This is a genomic window from Humisphaera borealis, assembly GCF_015169395.1.
Lineage (GTDB): Bacteria > Planctomycetota > Phycisphaerae > Tepidisphaerales > Tepidisphaeraceae > Humisphaera > Humisphaera borealis.
Window position 1 is genome coordinate 1459738 of sequence record NZ_CP063458.1, and the last position, 17979, is coordinate 1477716.

Consider the following 17979-nt stretch of genomic DNA (forward strand, 5'->3'; position numbering starts at 1 on the left):
AGATTACGGAACGGCACGATGTGGTGCCGCTCACGGAATGACATCCTCGGGAATGGAGTCCCGGCAGAGGCAGCGCGCGACGATCGCTGCTGATCCGCCCGCGGTTCCCTGGGCCTCACTTACGGCAATCGTCGCTTTGGGGGCCGTGTTGATCTGCTGGCATTTCGGTCTTGCGTTTCGTGTATTGTCCAGCGATTTCGACTTTCACCAGCGCGTCGCCGAAGGGGATACCAAGGCGGTGGAACGCCTCATCGAATTGGGTGCCGACGTTAATTCGGTTGATCGATCCGGGAATACACCGCTGATGGTTGCGTGCTCGTTTGGCAATTCACCCGTGGTGAAACTGCTTTTGTCCAAGGGTGCTGATCCCCGTCGAGAGAATCGGACTGGTGCTACCGCATTGCACGCTGCTGCTGGTGGACTTATCACGTCTGACGAATGCGTCCGCCAGTTGCTGCATGCTGGTGTCGATGTTGATGCCAAAAGTTCCATGGGGCAGTCGCCGCTGATGCTTGCCGCGTTGCACGACCGTCTTGGAGCTGTGGCGCTGCTGATCGACAAGGGTGCCGACTTTACGGCCCGCGACAGCCGGGGCCGGAACGCCCTGTGGTACGCGGCGGGTGGCGGAGAAGGACAGTCCGTGCGGCTACTGGTCGCACTGGGACTGAGTGTGTCCGATGTGGATATGGCGGGTAACACGCCGCTGCACGACGCGGTAGCCGCCGAGTCGGAACGGTCGGTCGCCGTTCTTTTGGCGGCGGGTGCCGACGCCGAGAGGGCTAACCTTGATGGCCTCACGCCGCTCAACATGGCGACGCGATCCGGAAACCTCGTGATGATCCGATCGCTTACGGGCCATAAAGTGCCCGATTTCCATCGCTGGGCGGAACCGACATCCTCACCGACGTGGACCTCCATCGCCGAATGATGCGATGGTGGCTTCCCCGTCTGCTCCAGGGGCGGCGGTTAGTTCTTGAGCGGGTCCCAGTATCGCGCGTCGAATGAGTCGGAACGGGAGATAAACTCCGCGTGGCCGTCACAAAACGCTACGTTGGCTCTTCCCTTCGTGAAGTCGGTGGAGTCTTCGTACTGCCGGTCGTGACGCGCGGAAATGACGTTCTTCCCTCTGCCGAGCTCTGCCTGCCAGGCCCAGCATCCGTCATCGACGGTTTCCGAACTTTCTTCGACGATGAGGATCTTGTCGGAGGGGCTACGCACCTGCGTGGTTTTAAGCGTCTTGTTACCGCTAATCCGGCAGATGTTGAAGTTCACACTGTAGCTGTACTTGTAGGCGGTTTTGTGAGACTCCAGGGTGTCGCTCGGACAACGTAGAACCTCCGGGTTCATCGGGCGGCTGATGTAGGGCGCGATACGACTATCTTCCAGTTTCCGCGCCGCTTCCCAATGTACCCAATCCTCGGGCAGACCCCCCGCCACGCCGCCGGCGGGACGCGGGTACTGCTGCTTGTTGTCGTTGCAATACATCGTGAACGCCATGCCCAGCTGACGCAGATTGCTGAGGCACTTGGTTCGATTTCCGGCCTCACGCGCACGCGAGAGCGAAGGCAGCAGAATGCTGATCAGCAGCGCAATAATGCCGATGACGACGAGCAACTCGACGAGCGTGAACCCCGGCCGCCGCCCGCCTCGCTTCGCTTGATTTCGCATACGCCTCCGAAGTGAAGGCAGGATTGTAGCATCGAGCGTGGCGCTTCGATAGTGATATCAGATACCAATCCGCATGCCGGCGCGGTCCCGTCGACGGCCGGATTCCGATCGGCAACCCCCACGTCTTTCGGCCTTGGCGAAGACCTCCTAAGGTTCATTTTGCTGTCTTGCCCTGACGTTCAGCGGGGTCGGACCAGCATCTGCTCCACGACCGCCCTATCCGGCAGGTTCACACAGAGCATCACGCAGTCGGCCATATCTTCCGGCTGAATCATCTTGGCGCGGGCTTCCATTGGGGGAGGCACCGGTCGCTTGTCCAGTAGCGGTGTGGCGATGTCGCCCGGATAGATCGCACAGGCGCGAATGCCGTGTTGGCGTTCCTCGGCGTTGATCGACTGTGTCAGTCCGGAGACGCCAAACTTGCTCGCCACGTATGCGGCGCCGGCTTTGGCATTGGCGAACATGCCGGCGTCTGAAACGATGTTGACGATCGTTCCCGATCCTGCCTTCCGCATCGCCGGCAGTACGCCCAGCACGAAGTAAACCGTGCCGTTGAGGTTGGCCGCGATGACGGACTGGTAATCGCCGGCGTTGAGCACTTCGAGTGAGCGCCGGGGAATATTGGTGCCCGCGCAGTTCACCAGCGCGGTCACGCCGCCCAGCTTGTTTACCGCCGCCGCGACAGTCTTCTCGGCCGCCACGGGATCTGCGATATCGCAGGAAAACACGTGTAGATTGCTGGCGTTGGTGCCGGCGAGTTGCCTGGTTTCCTCCAGGCCTTTTGCGGTCCGGCCGACAAGGGCGACGGTCCATCCCTCGGCTGCCATGCGAAGTGCGACGGCACGGCCGACGCCGCTGCCCGATCCGGTGATGATTGCTGTTTTTGCCACGATAGTTCCCTTTGCTACGACGACACGCCCACGGATAGCCGTCCGCGGGTTCTCGAATACCCACGGACTGCTGTCCGTGGGCGTTTGCTCATACTTAAGTCACGAGTGCAATAATCCCCTCACGATCGCACTTGCGGCACGTCGATCCACTTGCCCTGCTCTGCCGACTGAATCGCTGCGTCCATGACCGCCTGCGCCCGGACGCCATCCCACAAACTCGGCGTGCAAGGCCGGCATTCGCGGATTGCCGCGATGAACTCGTAATTCTGGTCGTAACGGAATGTCTTAACAGGGTCGCCGTCGCTCGGGTCGCGCTTTGAACCCGGGTAGACCAGGAACTCCTTCGGAACAGGTACGGTCTGAAGGTCGGTGGTCCGTCGGTTTCCGATCCTTAGTTCCAGAGGCTTCTGCGTGGTGAACGTCAGCGTTCCGTCGGGACCGTTGACCTCGGCGACGTCCTGCCCGTAAAGGCCTTCGCCGCGGCCGGTCGCCAGTTTCGTGCTTTCCAGAACGCCGGTGCAGCCGGTCTTGTATTGCGCCAGGATGGCGACCCAGTCGTCGAGGTCGCTGACGGAATTACCGGCTCGCGTGTCGATCATGCGCTTTTGGTCGGAGACGAGGCGGCTGATCGGCCCGACCAGGAAGTGGCCGTAATCGATGCGGTGACTGAGCATGTCGCCGAGCTCACCGGAGCCGGCGAGTTTTTTCACCTGGCGCCAGCCGAGATTGCGGTCGCCCCAGTCCTGGAAACGCTGGGCCCGGAAATGGTAAGGCTGGCCGATGTCCCCCTGCTTGACCAGGTGGGTCATGTAACGCATCGCCGGGACGAAGCGATAGGTAAACGCCGTCATGTGGCGGATGCCGGCATTCTCGCAGACGGTCGCCATGTCCAGCGCGTCGGGGTAGTTCAGGGCGATGGGCTTCTCGCACAGGACATGCTTGCCGGCGGCGGCGGCGGCCTTGGCGATCTGCGGGTGCAGGAAGTTGGGCGTTGCGATGACGACGGCATTCACGTCGTCGCGGGCGATAAGTTCCTCCCATTTGGCATGCGTGGCCCGAATGCCCCACTTCTGGCTCGCCTCGGCGAGGACAGCGGGATTGCTGTCGCAAAGCGCTACGACTTTGGTGTCCGGACAAAGGGCAAAGCCGGGAAGATGGTTCTGCAGGGCAATGCCGCCGCTGCCAATGATGCCGACGCCGATGGTGCTCAAGAGAGGTCTCCTTCTCGCCAGTTTGGGTGCAGGCGTAATGTAGCCGGCGGAGCGGAAAAGGGAACTTCAGCCGTTTCGGCCGGGGCCGCAACACACGCGGCACGCCCGTGCCAAGCAGCACGATTCTTTGATATCCTTTCCGACATGGCACGCCTCAATCCATTCGGCATTGTGTTGGCCCTGATTGCGCTCGCGATCCCCGCGGCCGCCGAGGATGTGCCACGAATCAAGCTTGAGAAGGTCGTCCAGCTCGATAAGCCGGTTGAGGTTCGTCATGATCCCGCCGGTCGGCTTTTCATGGTCGAGCAGACCGGGCGGGCTTTGATGTTCGAAAACGGGAAGGTCGTCGAAGAACCCTACCTCGATCTCTCCGAAAAGGTCTATGTAGCCTTCGAGTGCGGCCTACTCGGAATCGCTTTCCACCCGAAGTTCCAGTCCAACGGGCTGCTCTACGCCAGCTACACCACCGGCCAGCTCAAGCCTGGCGAGAAGGAGCCTGCGGTACGCTCGGTTGTTTCGGAGTTTAAGGTCGATCCAAAGGCCCGCCGGGTCGATCTGGCTACCGAGCGCGTCGTGTTCACGCTTGATCAGCCCTTTCCTAATCATAACGGTGGGCAAATTCAGTTCGGTCCGGACGGCCTGATGTACTTCGGCTTCGGCGATGGCGGCAAAGGGAATGACACCCTCAACGCCGGCCAGGACCCCGCCACCTGGCTCGGCAAGATCCTCCGTATCGACCCCACGCCCGACCCCGTCGCCAAGACGGCGTACACCGTGCCGAAGGACAACCCGTTCGTCGGCAAGGAAGGCTGGAAACCGGAGATCTGGGCGCTCGGACAGCGGAACCCCTGGCGGTTCAGCTTCGACCGTCAGACGGGCGATCTCTGGGCCGCCGACGTAGGGCAGGACATCTGGGAAGAGGTGAACCTGATCGTCAAGGGGGGCAACTACGGTTGGCGGATTCGCGAAGGCAGCCACGACCTCTGGCCGGCCACGCCGACGACCACACCCCTGATCGACCCGGTCTTCGAGTATTACCACGATCGCCGGGCGGCGAGCATCACCGGCGGATACGTGTATCGCGGCAAGAAGATTCCGGCGCTGCAGGGGTGGTACGTCTGTGGGGATTACTCTTACGGAACGCTCTTTGGGTTTAAATACGACGGGAAGAAGCTGTCTGGCTCTGGCGTCATCGTCAACCCGCAGACTGCCGATCGCGCCGCCGGTCAACGGCCGACGCAACCGTCGGGTTTCGGAGAGGACATCGACGGGGAGCTTTACATGTGTGACATCAACGGGTGGGTCTACCGCATCGTCGCGCCGTAATACTTAGTTAATGTCAATCTGTCGTTGCGCTTGAACGCGCCCCGCGTCGCGGCTGGACCCACGGCGGCGCCGTGGGCGTGCGATCGGAAAGCTCACTGAACGATCGCTAGAGAAAGTCCCTTCCATTCGCTCGCGAGCATCGTGTAGATCGCGTGATCGAGGTACCGCCCGTCGGGAAGCAGTTCCGCCTCGCGTGCGACGCGCTCGTCGACGAATCCGAGGCGCTTGGGTATCGCGCAGCTCCGCACGTTCTGGGTCGCACAATGGATTTCGACCCGGTTTAGCTTTAGCTCGTCGAACAGGTGCGACAGCAAAACACGGCATGCCGCCGTCATGATGCCCCTGCCCTGATATGCCGCGTCGATCCAGTACCCCACCGTCGTCTTGCGGTTCCACCAATCGATGGCGTGAACACCGATCACGCCAATGAAACTCGGCCCGTCAAAGATGCCGGCATTGAAGCCGTCGTTGCGGGCAAACTGCTCGATCGCCTTCCGCTGCCACGCCCGGCATCCGTCAAGCGAGTACTCATCCGTCGCCCAAGGCATCCACGGCTTGAGGTGCTCGAGATTCCGCCGAACCGTCTCGTAGACGGCTCCCACGTGGCGGTCTTCAACAATGCGCAGGGAGAATCCGGGGATTGAAAGCGGCGCGGCAAACATGACCGAAAGGTAAGCGATGATCGCCTGAATCGCGACCGGTGGCAGCGGTGTGACTCCCCTCCCGACGAACCCCAAGCGATGTCAAACAAGGACTCAGACGACCTCGTCTATTCAGACAGCATGCAGGTGGCGAATGATCCGGCCACTGTGAACGTAAATCACGTCCTCGGCGATGTTCGTGCAGTGATCGGCGATCCGCTCGAGGTTCTTCGCGATCATGATATTCGACAGATCCGTGCTGGCGGATGGGCCGTTGCGCTCCATGTCGCTCAGCATATCCTGGACGATCTGGTGATACAGGGCATCGACGACGTCGTCACTTCGCAGAACCTGCCGAGCCATCTCCACGTCGTTGAGATTGAAAGACTTGATGGTATCCCTGAGGGTCGTCAATACCGTGCTCGCCATCAGCTTCAGGTCGGCGGGCGGGCGGTAGTTGCCGACCCGGGCAAGTGGCAGGACGCGCTGGGCGACATTCACCGCGCAGTCGGCGATTCGCTCGAAATCAGAGTTGACCTTGATGATCGTAGTAATGAGCCGAAGATCGCTTGCGGCCGGCTGATGCAACGCCAGCAGGTCGATCGCCATCTTTTCAACTTCAACTTCCTCATCGTCGACTCGGGCGTCGGAGAGGATGGCATCCTGGGCAAGCTTGACATCGGCGTGAAACACCGATTCCACCGCAACTTCTACCAGGGACTGAATGGCGGCGGTCATCCTTGCGAGCCGTCCACGCAGATCGGAGACTAAATCCTGAAAATGACGTGACATGGGATCGGGTCCTCCAACCTCTGGCGTCGAGCCGGGAACCGGCGCGAGACTCTCTAATGTACCACAGTTGCCGGTACCGGGCGAGGACTTCCGGCAGTAAACTGCTGCAAAACGCAAGATTAGCGCGATTCGCCTGTTCTCGAAACCTGCCAACCCGCCCGCTTTTCTGGAGTGCCCCGTTCGCAGCCGCGGATCACCGAAGCATCATGGCACCCAAGGCAAGACCCAAGGCGGCCAGGAAAAAGCCGCCGAGTTCGAGGACCTGCGACAGGATCAGAACCAATTGAGATCGAATCATGGACAGAGCATCGTCAGAACCCCCCTTTGAACATCGCATGAAAAACGGGAACTATTGTTGACGATGCGCCCGCATGGTTTGCTGTGTGTTGTACCCTAGTGGATCCGCACGAAGAGCATCGCCAGATCAACGACAAACAGCACGACGATCGACACCTCCAGGATTAGCATCCAGCGATTGTTCTGTTCGCTGCGCAGCAGCTGGTACAGCTCGTCCAGCGTCTTGAGCTTTTCGTCGATCGTTCGGTGCCACTCTTCGAGGTGGAAGCGGTCCGACAAGGCCTGATAAATGCGGGCCATGTGCCAGTCGCCGAAAAACTTGGTCGTGTTCAGAAGTTCGTCGCTGAGGCGGGCAAGGTCAATGCGGAGTTCGCGAAGGTCCCGGGGAATGCCGATGGTCTTAAAGGTGCTCCACTTACGGGCACCAATGTCCCGGTAGGAGCGTTCCACTGCGCCGTCCAGCAGGCGGTCATAGGCTTCCAGCTCGGCGAGCTGAAGATTCGCCATCTCGATCAGGTAGAGCGCCTCTTCGAAGAAACGCGGCTCGTCAATCACCAGCGCGGCATCCCAGTCGATCACCACGAGATCCTGCTCGTAGTAGCTCAGCCACTTGCCCGTAGATTCCTCCACCTCCTGATCCGATAACCGGCCGTGATCGACCTCTTCGGTCAACAGTGCAGCAACCTCGCGGCGATGCAGCTTCAGCCAATCTTCGCAACGGTTGGCGGAACCACTCTGAGCGTTGAGGCAAAAGACCGTGTAGGCCTCTTCGTCCCGCAGCGAACCGTCAACCGGCCGGACAAAAAACGGTTCCAGCTCCTCGCGGACCTCATTGGCCAGTCGGCGTACTTCCTCGTAGAGATATGTTCCGTCCCCGAACCTCAGATCGTGATAGCTGGTCAGTTCATCGAGCGACTTGACCGTGAAGGGGACACGAATCGTGATGCTGATGGCACCGACGGGCAGGATCTTGATCACACGCTCGAGCCGCAGCGGGCCATTCGGAGTGATCCTCTCCATCGCCGGCAGCCGAACCGTGTTCGGGCGGAAGAATGTGTGCTGCCGAGGCGCTCGCTTATTGGTGTCCAGCGCGAACTCCACCACTGGCTGGCCCAGGAGCGTCTGGATCGGACGCCGGTGCATTTCATACGCCACGTCAAAAGCATAAAAGTAGACGACCTCGCCGCTGTAGGACTCAACAGTCTCCGCACTGGCAGGTGTAGGTTTGCCGATGGCAGCAGCGGTCATAGGGCCCTTCTCGCGAACGTTCTCTGGCAAATCGGGCGGAGGTTCTTTTGTTCCGGCTGTGACACGCCGCGTCTACTACTGTTCCTGCCATTCGAAGAACAATCGACCCGATTTCTGCGCGATCTGCTGGTTAATCTGATCGTGAACCAGCTGTTCCGTGGTGCCGCCGGTGGTCGGCGTGAAAGGAACCGACGCCCCGATGGGAAAACCCTGCCCGCTCTCCGGCGGCCAGAGCACTTCGGCAGTCTGTGCATCGACCACCCATACCGCTGCTTCAGCCTGACCGCTCGCTGTTTCGCCGAGCATTGAGCTCGTGGTCGTGTATCGTCGCAGGTCGATGTAAATGAATTGTTTGGCACCGCAGGCGCGTGCCAGCTCGGACGGACGCAGCCTCTTGTCCAGAGGCTGCGAGGATTGGGCACTGGTCGCCAGTCCCGGATCAAGCATAAACGTCAGCCCGTTGTCGCGCATCATGCCGGTCGCCAGTGCCGCAATGCGAATCGAATCGAGGGTTCCCTGGCCGGGGTTCCCGGAGAAATCGACAAGCAGGATGGTGGGCACGGGTGCGAGCTTGTAAGCCGGAGGCACCTTGGGTGGCGGTGTCGTGGCGTGGGCGATCAGGCCAGCCGCCGCGCAACCGATCGCCGAGAAGGCAATCACGCCGAGCACCAGCGAAGTCGCGACCCACCTGATGGCGTTACGCACATTCGGCACGAGAACCTCCAGATTCGGAACAGGTTGACGTTCACAGGTTCAATGAGTCCGGATCGCTCATTCCTGAAGCAGAGGCGACAGCGACATCGTTCAGTTCGTCTCATACTCAACAAACTTCTGGACGATTGCGGTTCCAAAGGCGTCGATTGCACCGCGGTACGTGACGGCTCTGGTCAGGTTAGGCGTGCCGTCGGGTCCGGAATGCTCGGGGAAAACACCCGATACCGCGTCGCTGAAGACGACCTTGCCCACGCCATCGGTGATCTCAACAACCCGAACGCGGCCAGTGACTTCTCCGCGGAACAGTTCGAGCACGTCAGCAGGATTCAGTGCGAAGCCCTCGATCTCAATGTAGATCAGCCTGGTAACGCCCAGCTTCGGGGCGATCTTGGCGATCGGTTCGACATCGTACTCGGGATGATTGCGCTGGTACGCGAAGATTGCCGTTGGACCTGCGGCGGCTGGAAACTGGGTGCCCTTAAGTTCTTCGGCCTTGTTCGCTTGTGCGCCCTGCATCTTGCTTTGTACGGACTGAGCGATGTCGAGCTGCAGTCGCGGGAAGTCGACCTGGGTGCCGCGGTCAGTGGTCACCATGACGCCAACGGTCTGGTTTCCAAATCCCATGTACGCCGGCTTAACCGTCGTCCGCGATGCCTTACTCGCCGCAACGCCGAGCACTGCGCAGCCTGGAGCCACTCCTAGCAGGCACAGCAGCGAAAGAATCGACAAAAAGGTCCGTCGTTGGAACGCTCGGCGGTGTCGAAGAGGAAGGTTGAACATATTTCGATTCCAGTTGACGAACGATGGTGGCGTCTGACCAGAAGACGACGAAACTTGCTGGCAGGGCATCCTCAATCAAGGCGCTAGAGCGGGCCGCAGGTTCATTCACCGATCTCGGCCGAATCCTATTGCCAGCCATCCCACCCCTGATAGCGGATCAAGATTTTCCAGGCCCAGGCGAGGATGAAGAACCCGAGGATCCAGAAAAGTAGACGTCCCGCCGGCAGCATTGCCAGGAGTCGATGCACCGGTTTCCCGGAAATCGCCACGTACGCGCCCGCCCAGACCGTGCAAGCACATGCCAATGCCAGGAGCATGCCCATCGGCTGTACGTAGAAGCTGGCGATCAAGTTCCCGTGAGCGAACCAGGTGAAGCTTGTCGTCATCCCGCAAGACGGGCAAGGCATGCCCGCTCGTTCGAGGAGCGCACAGCTTTGCAAACCGAGACCGCGATGGCTACCGACGCCACTAGCGTTTGGAGTCAGGCCTGCGGCAATGAGAAGGACAGTCAGGCAGGCGATCGAAATCCCCAGGCCGATCGCGCGGGTCATGGGTGGCGCAGCCGCAGTGAACCTCTTAGGCGCATACAGACGATGCGTAGACTGCTTTGGCCCAGCGACGTCCATCGAATCGCCACTCTACTAGGCACCATCCGCGGTCGCAATCGAAACCGCACAACCATCGCGCGACGCGCGGCGCACCAGGCTCGTGACTTGAGACCGCTTTGCTAATTCAAACGTTGCTGCCGCCATCACCCCGAATACCTAGTTTGCCCGCTTCGGGCGCCTCATGCGGGCGAGACCAGCTGGCAACGCAGTTGATGACGGTATCCGCTTTGCTAGGCAAATTGTGCTTCCAGACACAGGCGACGACTTCTGCAATCTACCGTACCCGTTATTTCGGGCGGTTTAGTAAAGCTACGTCGGCACATGTTGACAAGGCTCTGCGGTCGGGTCTACTTTGGAAACCTTGGTGTCGTGTTGATGGGTAAGACGTTGAGAACCGATCAGGCCCCGGCTTCTTCCGGTCGGAAATTGCCCTCGGACAGCCCTTTGAAGGCTTCCGAATGCTGCGCGCGGTTGACGCGGTTTCAGTTGGGCGTTTCGAGTCGAAAGGCTCGTCTGTTGATTGGACCGAGTGCCTGAGAAGGTGTCTTCGACGCGGGTGCTCATTGGCTGCGAATTGAGATGAGTCTGTCGTCTTGACGATATCAGGGGTGACGTCAGGACGATGTCATCGGCTTACTTGAACAAACGGAACGACGATGCGCGTTTTCATGCTCGGGTGGGAGTTCCCCCCCTTCATCAGCGGGGGTTTAGGTACAGCCTGCTACGGACTCACCAAAGCGATGAGTTCGATCGGCCTGGATGTCCTCTTCGTTCTTCCGCGCCCAGTGGCCACGCCCTTCTCGACCCACGTTACGCTGGTCGCGCCGCGTCCGGGATCGCCTCTGGCGGCCCCGACGTCTGAGTTTCGATTGGACGAGTTTGATCATGTGACCTTCCGCACGGTAAACGCAGCGCTTGCAAATCCTTACAATACGCCCGCCGGTTACGCGGAACAGTGGCAGTCCAAGCCGACTGCGCTCGACACGGATGTGGCACGGGTCCGCAAGACCGACCCGGTCCAGGACACCTCCTCCGATCCTGCACCGCAGTCCAAGCCACAACCAACGCCGGGTTTCATCGCGCCGCCACAGGGCGGCGGAAGCGTGTACTCGGGAGATCTTTTCTCTGAGGTTCAGAGGTACGCCAACCTCGCCAGCGAGATTGCGCGGCAGGAGACGTTTGACGTCGTTCATGCACACGACTGGATGACCTTTCCGGCGGGATTAGCAGTTGCGGGAATCAAAGGCGTCCCGCTCGTCGTTCACGTTCACTCGACGGAGTTCGACCGGTCAGGCGTGCACGTCGATCAGCGGATCTATGATATCGAACGCCGGGGGATGCACGGCGCGATGAAAGTGGTGGCCGTCAGCCACCTCACCAAGAACCAGTGCGTCCAGATGTACGGCATCGACGCAAACAAAGTCGAGGTGGTCTACAACGCGATCGATATCGCCAGCAATGGCTTCAATGAAGAGGAATACTCGATCAAGAAGGACGAGAAGATCGTCCTGTTCCTCGGGCGAATCACGATGCAGAAGGGACCCGAGTACTTCCTGGCCGCAGCCAAGAAGGTGCTCGAGGTCATGGACAATGTGAAGTTCGTGATGGCCGGTAGCGGCGACATGATCCGCCGGACCATCGAGATGGCCGCCGCGATGGGGATCGGACACAAGGTGCTGTTCACCGGCTTCCTTCGCGGGGGCGACGTGGAGAAGGTCTTCAAAATGGCCGACCTTTACGTCATGCCCAGCGTCAGCGAGCCGTTCGGAATTGCGCCCCTCGAGGCGATGAGCCACGACGTGCCGGTCATCATCAGCAAGCAGTCCGGCGTCAGCGAAGTGCTCACGCACGCGCTGAAGGTCGACTTCTGGGACATCAACGAGATGGCGAACAAGATCATCGCTGTGCTGAAGCATCCGCCGCTGGCAAGTACGCTCCGGCAGCATGGCAGTTTCGAAGTCCGCAAGCTTTCCTGGGTCGATGCGGCGCGGTCATGCCAGTCTGTCTACGAACAGGCGATTGCTGGGATCACTTCCAATCTGGGCGGGAACTGAAGCGAGACGTGACGGTGGCGAACCTCGGGGGACTTCATCTGGCCGCCGCGCCATTTGCCCTTGTGTTGCTCGCGTCTATACTCCAGGTATGATGCTCAATCGAGCCGTTCGCAGCCTCGTTTGTGTGTCCGCCATCGTCGGCGGATCCCTCCTTAATGGTTGCGTCGAGCGCGAGTTGATCGCTACTTCCTCGCCATCCGGTGCCCTTGTGACCGCCAACGGGCACGAGATCAGCCGAACGCCGATGAGTCGCGAGTTCCAGTGGTACGGCTACTACGATGCCTCGGTGCGGCTCGACGGCTATGAGACGAAGAAAGTCGTCACACCTGTCGTCGCACCGCCTTGGCTCTGGTTCCCATTCGACCTGGTGACCGAACTGCTCCCCATCACAATTCGCGACGAACATCGTGTCGAGTACGTGATGGAGCCCACGACTGCCGCGATGACTGAACCTGCCGGCATGGTGGAACGCGGTCGCGAACTGCGTGGCCAACTCCAGTCTGGTGAGTTCACGAAAGTTAAACCACCAACCACGCGACCGGCGACCAAGGCCACCACAAAAGCAACGGCAAAGCCCGCCACTCGAAGCGAATAGCGTAGCTCCTGTGGGCAAAGTTTCTGGGTCAAAAAGAAACCAGTCGTCGCCCTGCAACCACTTCGAAGTGAATCGAACCTCAGGCCGCAACGGTCTGAAGGTTTGGGATTGTGATCGACTTGGGCTTCAGCGCGGACTTGGTGTTGGTGACGACGACCGTCTCCCAAAGGTCAAGGGCGCTGAGCTGGTAGCGGTAATCGACTTCAAGATTGGTCCTGCGAACCAGGTCTTGCAACGGCAGGTCGCTGCGCCATCCAAGCTTGGTACACAGAGGGCAGAGCCACTTCTCTACCAACGCCACCATTCTGTTGGTGGACTGGAAGTGGTTCAGAATGATGATTCGAGCGCCCGGCTTGGCAACCCGCTGAGCCTCCACGACAAGCTTAAACGGGTCGCTGACAACGCTGATCACATGGCTGATGAACACATGATCAAATGTGTCGTCGGCGAACGGCAGTCTCATCGCGTCGGCCTGAAAGACCGAGGCATTGGTCATCCCGCGTTCGTGAATCTTTTTGCGGGCTTCCTTCAGCATACCGGCCGACAGATCGACGCCGATTATCCGTCCGATGTTCGGATAGGAGTTCAGCGACTGGCCGGTCCCAATGCCCAGATCGAGCACCAGGTCCGAAGGGACGATGTTCATGTGACTGATCGCCTTGGCGACACGCTTGCGGACGAGGCGACCGAACGTCGCGTCGTAAAAACCGGAGTGAAAATCGTAGATCTTACGAGTACTGGCTTCCTGCATCAGGAACATGGCCTTGGGTCCTGCAATGAGACTGTGAACGCAAAATGTACCCAAGGATTACAATCCTTGCATAACGCTCGTTCGGTATAAACACTTTAGCGATCGCGGCTCCGCTTGCCAACCTACGGAACTCTGCGCGACAAGTCAGACCTCCCATTCATCGCGCAAAACAAGTCAGACCTCGGACCATTCCCCTTCTTCCGCGTCATACATTCCCGCCGCGGCTGGATCGAGTAACCAGGTTATCTTGGTGAGGGCCGGGTCGATCAGCTGTGCGGGGAACTTCTCTGGCTCGCGCGCCCCCTCGATCACCTGTTGTACCGCACCGGACTTGTCCGTGCCGGCGACCATAAAGAGGACGGCTCGACTTCGGTTCAGAAACGGCGCGGTCATGGTGATTCGCCAACTCTTGCCCGTCGTTGAATTCTCGACCAGCTGTCCGACCATGCGATGGTCCTGCTCCCTGACCGCCGGCGTTCCGGGAAACAACGATGCAGTGTGGCCATCGGCACCCAGGCCCAGCAGTGCCAGGTCGACCCCGCCCGATCCGAACTTCTCCTTCAACATCAATCCGTACTCCTTGGCGGCCTCGGTGGCTTCGATCTCGCCACGGATACGGTAGATGTTGTCACCCGGTATCGGCACCTTCGAGAGCAAAGCCCGATACGCCATCGCGTAGTTGCTGTCGGGATGATCCGGCGGAACGCCCCGCTCGTCTCCGAAGAACAATTCCGTATGCACCCAATCGATTTGCGACCTGTAATGCGAGCTGGCCAATAGTTCGTACAGCGCCTTTGGAGTTGATCCACCAGAAAGCGAAAGACTGAACATACGACCCTCCCGAACCGCTGCGGCCGCAGCAGCTACGATTCGCTCGGCTGCCTCAAGGGCGATTGCAGGAATATCGGGCAAAACCTTGATCTCTGGAAGACTCATGATTGGATGAAGATTAGACCGGAAATCACTCACGAGCAACGGCAGGTTCTGCACTAACGCAGATCACGATCAACGCCATGCCCTTGCGAAGCAAAGCACCCACGAATCTCTCGATCCGTGGGTGCGCTCGCTTGAGGTCTTCAAGTCGTCGATGACACTGCTTTACGGCACGGTGGCTGTGCTGGTGATCGATACCAGGGACAGACCGTCACGAACGGTAATGGTCAACTTGTACCCGCCGAGAGGGCTCGCCGCGGTATAGGTGTGAGCCGCCGTGACGTTGAACTGCTTCAAGACGGTGTCGTAGGCGATGGTTGCACCAGTGGCCGCCGTCCCGTCGCCCCAGTCAACGGAGACCAGGTAATCTGCGGGGGTCACATCGAACGGGTTGTTGTCAATGAAGCTCGCAACCAGCCCGTTAAAGTTGGTGTTGCGCGTCGCACTGAACAGCCGGCTGATGCCGCGGAGGGCCGCGTCACGGATGACGGCGGTGGAATTGATCACCGAAGCGGTCCCGCCTGCTGCGGGAGTGACCGATACCGTGACGGCGTAGGTGCCGTCGTCTGCGTACTGGTGAGTGCCGGTCACGTTGAACGCGGCGGTACCGGTCTGGGCGATTGTTCCCGCGGTCGTGGCGGTGCCGTCGCCCCAGTCGATGACCGCCACAAAGTCTGCGGCGACCGCGCCAGGATTGCTCGAGGTAAACCGGCCGACGATGACGTTGTTCAGCGTCTGACCTTCGACGCCGTTGAAGCTCACCGGCGTGGTTCCATTGACCACGCTGGAATTCGTCACCGTCGCGATCGGGTTAACGATTGCATCCGGCGAGTTGCCGTGACGGATGGTGACCGTCATGTTGAAGGTGCCGGCAGCGGTGTAGGTGTGGGTCCCATCGACGCTGAAGACGCCCGTACCTGCGTTGAAGGTGATGACGCCATTGGTCGTCGGCGTTCCGTCGCCCCAATTGATGATCGCGACGTAGTTGCCGACAACATCGGGGCCGCCAAGGGCATCGGTGAACGTCGCGACCGGGCCCGTGAAAGCCACGTTCGCCGTCGCCGTGATATCGATCTTGGTGGCTACGACTGCTGGGTTTACCGGGCCGTTGGTGATGATCGCCAGGCCGGTAAGGACTGCGTCCGGAGCGGTGCCGTGCGAGATGGTCACCGTTGTCGTGTAGTTGCCCTGGGTGAGATACGTGTGCGTGCCGGTGACCGTGAAGCTGTCGGTACCGCTGTTGTAAGTGACCGTTCCGGGGATTGGCGTCGTGCCGTCGCCCCAGTCGATCAGTGCCGTGTACGCGCTGGCGGCCTTGGAACCACCCGGATCGGTGAACGTGGCAACGATCGCATTGGGGATCTGGATACCCGTCTGCCCGTTGACTGTGACGGCCGTTCCGACGACGGCTCGGTCGTCCACGGTGATCGGCACATTGATGATGTTCTGGATGCTGTCGGAACCGTTGATGGTCACGACGGCCGTGTACGAACCTTCGTCGACGTAATTGTGGGTGCCAACGACATCGAAGCTGAACCCGTTCGGCGTGAGCGTCGCGGGCGACGATGGCGTGCCATCGCCCCAGTTGATCGATCCGGTGAAGGTCACCCCACCGCCGGCGCTGCCGCGGAAGAAGGTGGCGATCTTCTTGGTCTCGCTGACGTTTTCGGTGAACTTCAATCCGGCGACCGGTGCACCGCCGCGGGCGGGGACACCGACCGTGGCAACGGAATTGCCGGTCAGCGTTGCTTCGCCGTCGCTGGTAATCGTGACCTTCACCGGGAAGTTGCCCGGCGTCGCGTAGGTGTGACGACCGGCGACGTGATACGTACCGGTGATGTCCAGCGTCACAACGCCGGCGGAGGTCGGCGTGCCGTCACCCCAGTCGATGGTCGCGATGAAATCGGGCATTTCACCAAGGCGTCCACCCGGGGTCGTGTACGCACCCGGCGGCGCGATACCCAGGCCCGGCCAGGAATTGGTGTCGGTGAAGATCATCACCTCAGCGTCGATCGGTTGACCGTCGTTGCCCTGGATCGCCGGCGACTCCTGGAGGGTCAGCGGGGCATCGGCCACGTGCAGGTTGTCGGTGTACGTGTTGTTGGCCGGGTTGGTATCCGGCGATCCGCTGGTGACCGTGGACGTCTGAACCAGATCGTTGTCTTCGGACGTTCCCATCAGGAACGTGTAGGTCGTTCCTACGCCGGCCGGAAGCCGGGCGTTGGCCGCCGTCGGCGCGCCAGTGATGGTACCGCGGCGCGGCGGGTCGGCCGGAAGGTTGACGTTGAATGCAGGACCGCTGATGAGCGTTATGGGGTTGTTGCCGTAGTAGACCTGCTCGCGGGCACCGGCCTTGCCGGTCACCGGCGTATCCCAGCTGAACGCCACATTGACTGCGTCGCTCGGGCCGCGGTTGTAAATCGTCACCGTGTACGTGAAGAACGTGCCCTCGTAGATCGTGGTCGCCTTGTTCGACGTGCTCACGATCGAAAGATCGGTCTGAACCGAAATGTTGCCGCCCACCGTGGCAAGGTTGTTGCCCAGCGCGGGATCGAATGTCGTTGTGGAGGCGGTGGCTGTGTTGAATACGGTGCCGGTCACGTCCGACGCGATGTGCATCGTGATCTGGAACGTCGCCGACTGTCCGCTTCCCAGGCCGAGAATCGAGGACTGATACGTACCGGCCGATCCGACGGTGGGCGTGGAATTGACGGTGAAAGTCGGGCCGGCCGTCTGGGCAACCGACACGAAGGTCATGTTCGCCGGAACGATGTCTACGACCGACACATTGTTCGCAGTGCTCGGTCCGTTATTCGTGACGATGATTTCGTAGGTAACATCGAGACCGGCCGTGGCATTGCCGACGGGGCTGATTTGAGTCTTGGTGACCTGCAGGTCCGCACGTGTGCTCACGATGACGCTGTCGTCTTCGGTATTGTCGGCGTTGCTGGATTCTGGCGTGGTCGTCGAAACTGTCGCAACGCCGTTGATGACGTCAAGCTCCGGCGTGGATGCTCCGACGCGATAGACGATCGTAAATGTGCCGGCGAGACCGGCATTCAGCGTTCCGAGGTTCGCGACGACATTCCCCTGCGCGTTGACCGCCGGATTCGTGAACGTGAATCCGGGCCCGCTCAGCTGAATCGCCGAACGGAAAGCGGAGCGTTCGGCCGGTGGCACGTTGAGGTCGTCGGGGTCGAACGTCAGCTGGACGTTGTCCGCCGGGTCGGTGCCCACGTTACGCACCGCGACGCTGTAGGTGATGTCGGCACCCGCGTTGACGGTTGGTTGAGGTGCGGCGGCAACGCTGACGACAAGGTTGGCCGCCAGCAGACGCCGGTCTTCCAGCGCCTCCGTGAAGGTCGCCTTGCGCAGCGCGGGCAATGACCGCTCGCGGGCCGAACGAATCAATGTGGCAAGGGGCGAACGACGGGACAGGAACCTCATAGCACTCCCTCTCGAAATCACTCA

Annotated in this window: 16 protein-coding genes; 4 read left to right on the forward strand and 12 right to left on the reverse strand. The window is 60.4% G+C overall.

All coding sequences use genetic code 11. The features are described from left to right. Nucleotides 1-52: 52 nt before the first annotated feature. Complete coding sequence (locus IPV69_RS05395) at nucleotides 53-928, forward strand: ankyrin repeat domain-containing protein (protein WP_206293893.1); 876 nt, start codon at nucleotides 53-55, stop codon at nucleotides 926-928. Between the two features lie 38 nt (nucleotides 929-966). Here IPV69_RS05395 and IPV69_RS05400 read toward each other — a convergent pair whose 3' ends face one another. The 3 genes from IPV69_RS05400 to IPV69_RS05410 all read right to left on the reverse strand — a co-directional run bounded on the left by IPV69_RS05400 (nucleotide 967) and on the right by IPV69_RS05410 (nucleotide 3769). Further along, complete coding sequence (locus IPV69_RS05400; protein ID WP_206293894.1) at nucleotides 967-1668, reverse strand: DUF1559 family PulG-like putative transporter; 702 nt, start codon at nucleotides 1666-1668, stop codon at nucleotides 967-969. Nucleotides 1669-1847: 179 nt separating this feature from the next. Beyond that, the gene (locus IPV69_RS05405) at nucleotides 1848-2558 is read right to left on the reverse strand and encodes an SDR family oxidoreductase (RefSeq protein ID WP_206293895.1); all 711 of its coding nucleotides are present in this window, start codon (nucleotides 2556-2558) and stop codon (nucleotides 1848-1850) included. Nucleotides 2559-2677: 119 nt separating this feature from the next. Then, entirely contained in the window at nucleotides 2678-3769 is a 1092-nt protein-coding gene (locus IPV69_RS05410; RefSeq protein WP_206293896.1) for a Gfo/Idh/MocA family protein, read from the reverse strand. Nucleotides 3770-3913: 144 nt separating this feature from the next. Between IPV69_RS05410 and IPV69_RS05415 the strand changes: the two genes are divergently transcribed. Then, on the forward strand, nucleotides 3914-5095 hold the full coding sequence (locus tag IPV69_RS05415; protein WP_206293897.1) for a PQQ-dependent sugar dehydrogenase: 1182 nt from the start codon (nucleotides 3914-3916) through the stop codon (nucleotides 5093-5095). Nucleotides 5096-5187: 92 nt separating this feature from the next. Here the strand turns inward: IPV69_RS05415 and IPV69_RS05420 are convergent, their stop codons facing one another. The 6 genes from IPV69_RS05420 to IPV69_RS05445 all read right to left on the reverse strand — a co-directional run bounded on the left by IPV69_RS05420 (nucleotide 5188) and on the right by IPV69_RS05445 (nucleotide 10118). After that, nucleotides 5188-5757: a GNAT family N-acetyltransferase gene (locus IPV69_RS05420; RefSeq protein ID WP_261361991.1), complete on the reverse strand. Its 570-nt coding sequence runs from the start codon at nucleotides 5755-5757 to the stop codon at nucleotides 5188-5190. 111 nt (nucleotides 5758-5868) lie between these two features. Continuing rightward, the gene (phoU, locus tag IPV69_RS05425; RefSeq protein ID WP_206293899.1) at nucleotides 5869-6645 is read right to left on the reverse strand and encodes a phosphate signaling complex protein PhoU; all 777 of its coding nucleotides are present in this window, start codon (nucleotides 6643-6645) and stop codon (nucleotides 5869-5871) included. A gap of 276 nt (nucleotides 6646-6921) precedes the next feature. After that, nucleotides 6922-8073, reverse strand: a complete 1152-nt coding sequence (locus tag IPV69_RS05430; RefSeq protein ID WP_206293900.1) for a hypothetical protein — start codon at nucleotides 8071-8073, stop codon at nucleotides 6922-6924. Between the two features lie 75 nt (nucleotides 8074-8148). Next, nucleotides 8149-8787 carry a hypothetical protein gene (locus IPV69_RS05435; protein WP_206293901.1) on the reverse strand — a complete coding sequence of 213 codons (639 nt, stop codon included), beginning with the start codon at nucleotides 8785-8787 and terminating at the stop codon, nucleotides 8149-8151. A gap of 90 nt (nucleotides 8788-8877) precedes the next feature. Then, the gene (locus IPV69_RS05440) at nucleotides 8878-9516 is read right to left on the reverse strand and encodes a hypothetical protein (RefSeq protein WP_206293902.1); all 639 of its coding nucleotides are present in this window, start codon (nucleotides 9514-9516) and stop codon (nucleotides 8878-8880) included. A 176-nt stretch (nucleotides 9517-9692) separates the two neighbouring features. Further along, on the reverse strand, nucleotides 9693-10118 hold the full coding sequence (locus IPV69_RS05445; protein ID WP_206293903.1) for a DUF2752 domain-containing protein: 426 nt from the start codon (nucleotides 10116-10118) through the stop codon (nucleotides 9693-9695). A gap of 713 nt (nucleotides 10119-10831) precedes the next feature. Here IPV69_RS05445 and IPV69_RS05450 point away from each other — a divergent pair. Together IPV69_RS05450 and IPV69_RS05455 are read left to right on the forward strand one after the other, a co-directional pair. After that, complete coding sequence (locus tag IPV69_RS05450) at nucleotides 10832-12229, forward strand: glycosyltransferase (RefSeq protein ID WP_206293904.1); 1398 nt, start codon at nucleotides 10832-10834, stop codon at nucleotides 12227-12229. A gap of 88 nt (nucleotides 12230-12317) precedes the next feature. After that, a complete protein-coding gene (locus tag IPV69_RS05455; protein WP_206293905.1) occupies nucleotides 12318-12824 on the forward strand; it encodes a PEGA domain-containing protein in 507 nt (168 codons plus the stop codon). 79 nt (nucleotides 12825-12903) lie between these two features. Here the strand turns inward: IPV69_RS05455 and IPV69_RS05460 are convergent, their stop codons facing one another. The 3 genes from IPV69_RS05460 to IPV69_RS05470 all read right to left on the reverse strand — a co-directional run bounded on the left by IPV69_RS05460 (nucleotide 12904) and on the right by IPV69_RS05470 (nucleotide 17955). Beyond that, nucleotides 12904-13584, reverse strand: a complete 681-nt coding sequence (locus tag IPV69_RS05460) for a class I SAM-dependent methyltransferase (protein ID WP_206293906.1) — start codon at nucleotides 13582-13584, stop codon at nucleotides 12904-12906. 165 nt (nucleotides 13585-13749) lie between these two features. Beyond that, nucleotides 13750-14565 (reverse strand): 6-phosphogluconolactonase, encoded by an 816-nt coding sequence (gene pgl, locus IPV69_RS05465; protein ID WP_206293907.1) that lies wholly within the window; start codon nucleotides 14563-14565, stop codon nucleotides 13750-13752. A 108-nt stretch (nucleotides 14566-14673) separates the two neighbouring features. After that, entirely contained in the window at nucleotides 14674-17955 is a 3282-nt protein-coding gene (locus IPV69_RS05470) for a DUF11 domain-containing protein (protein ID WP_206293908.1), read from the reverse strand. Nucleotides 17956-17979 lie beyond the last annotated feature (24 nt).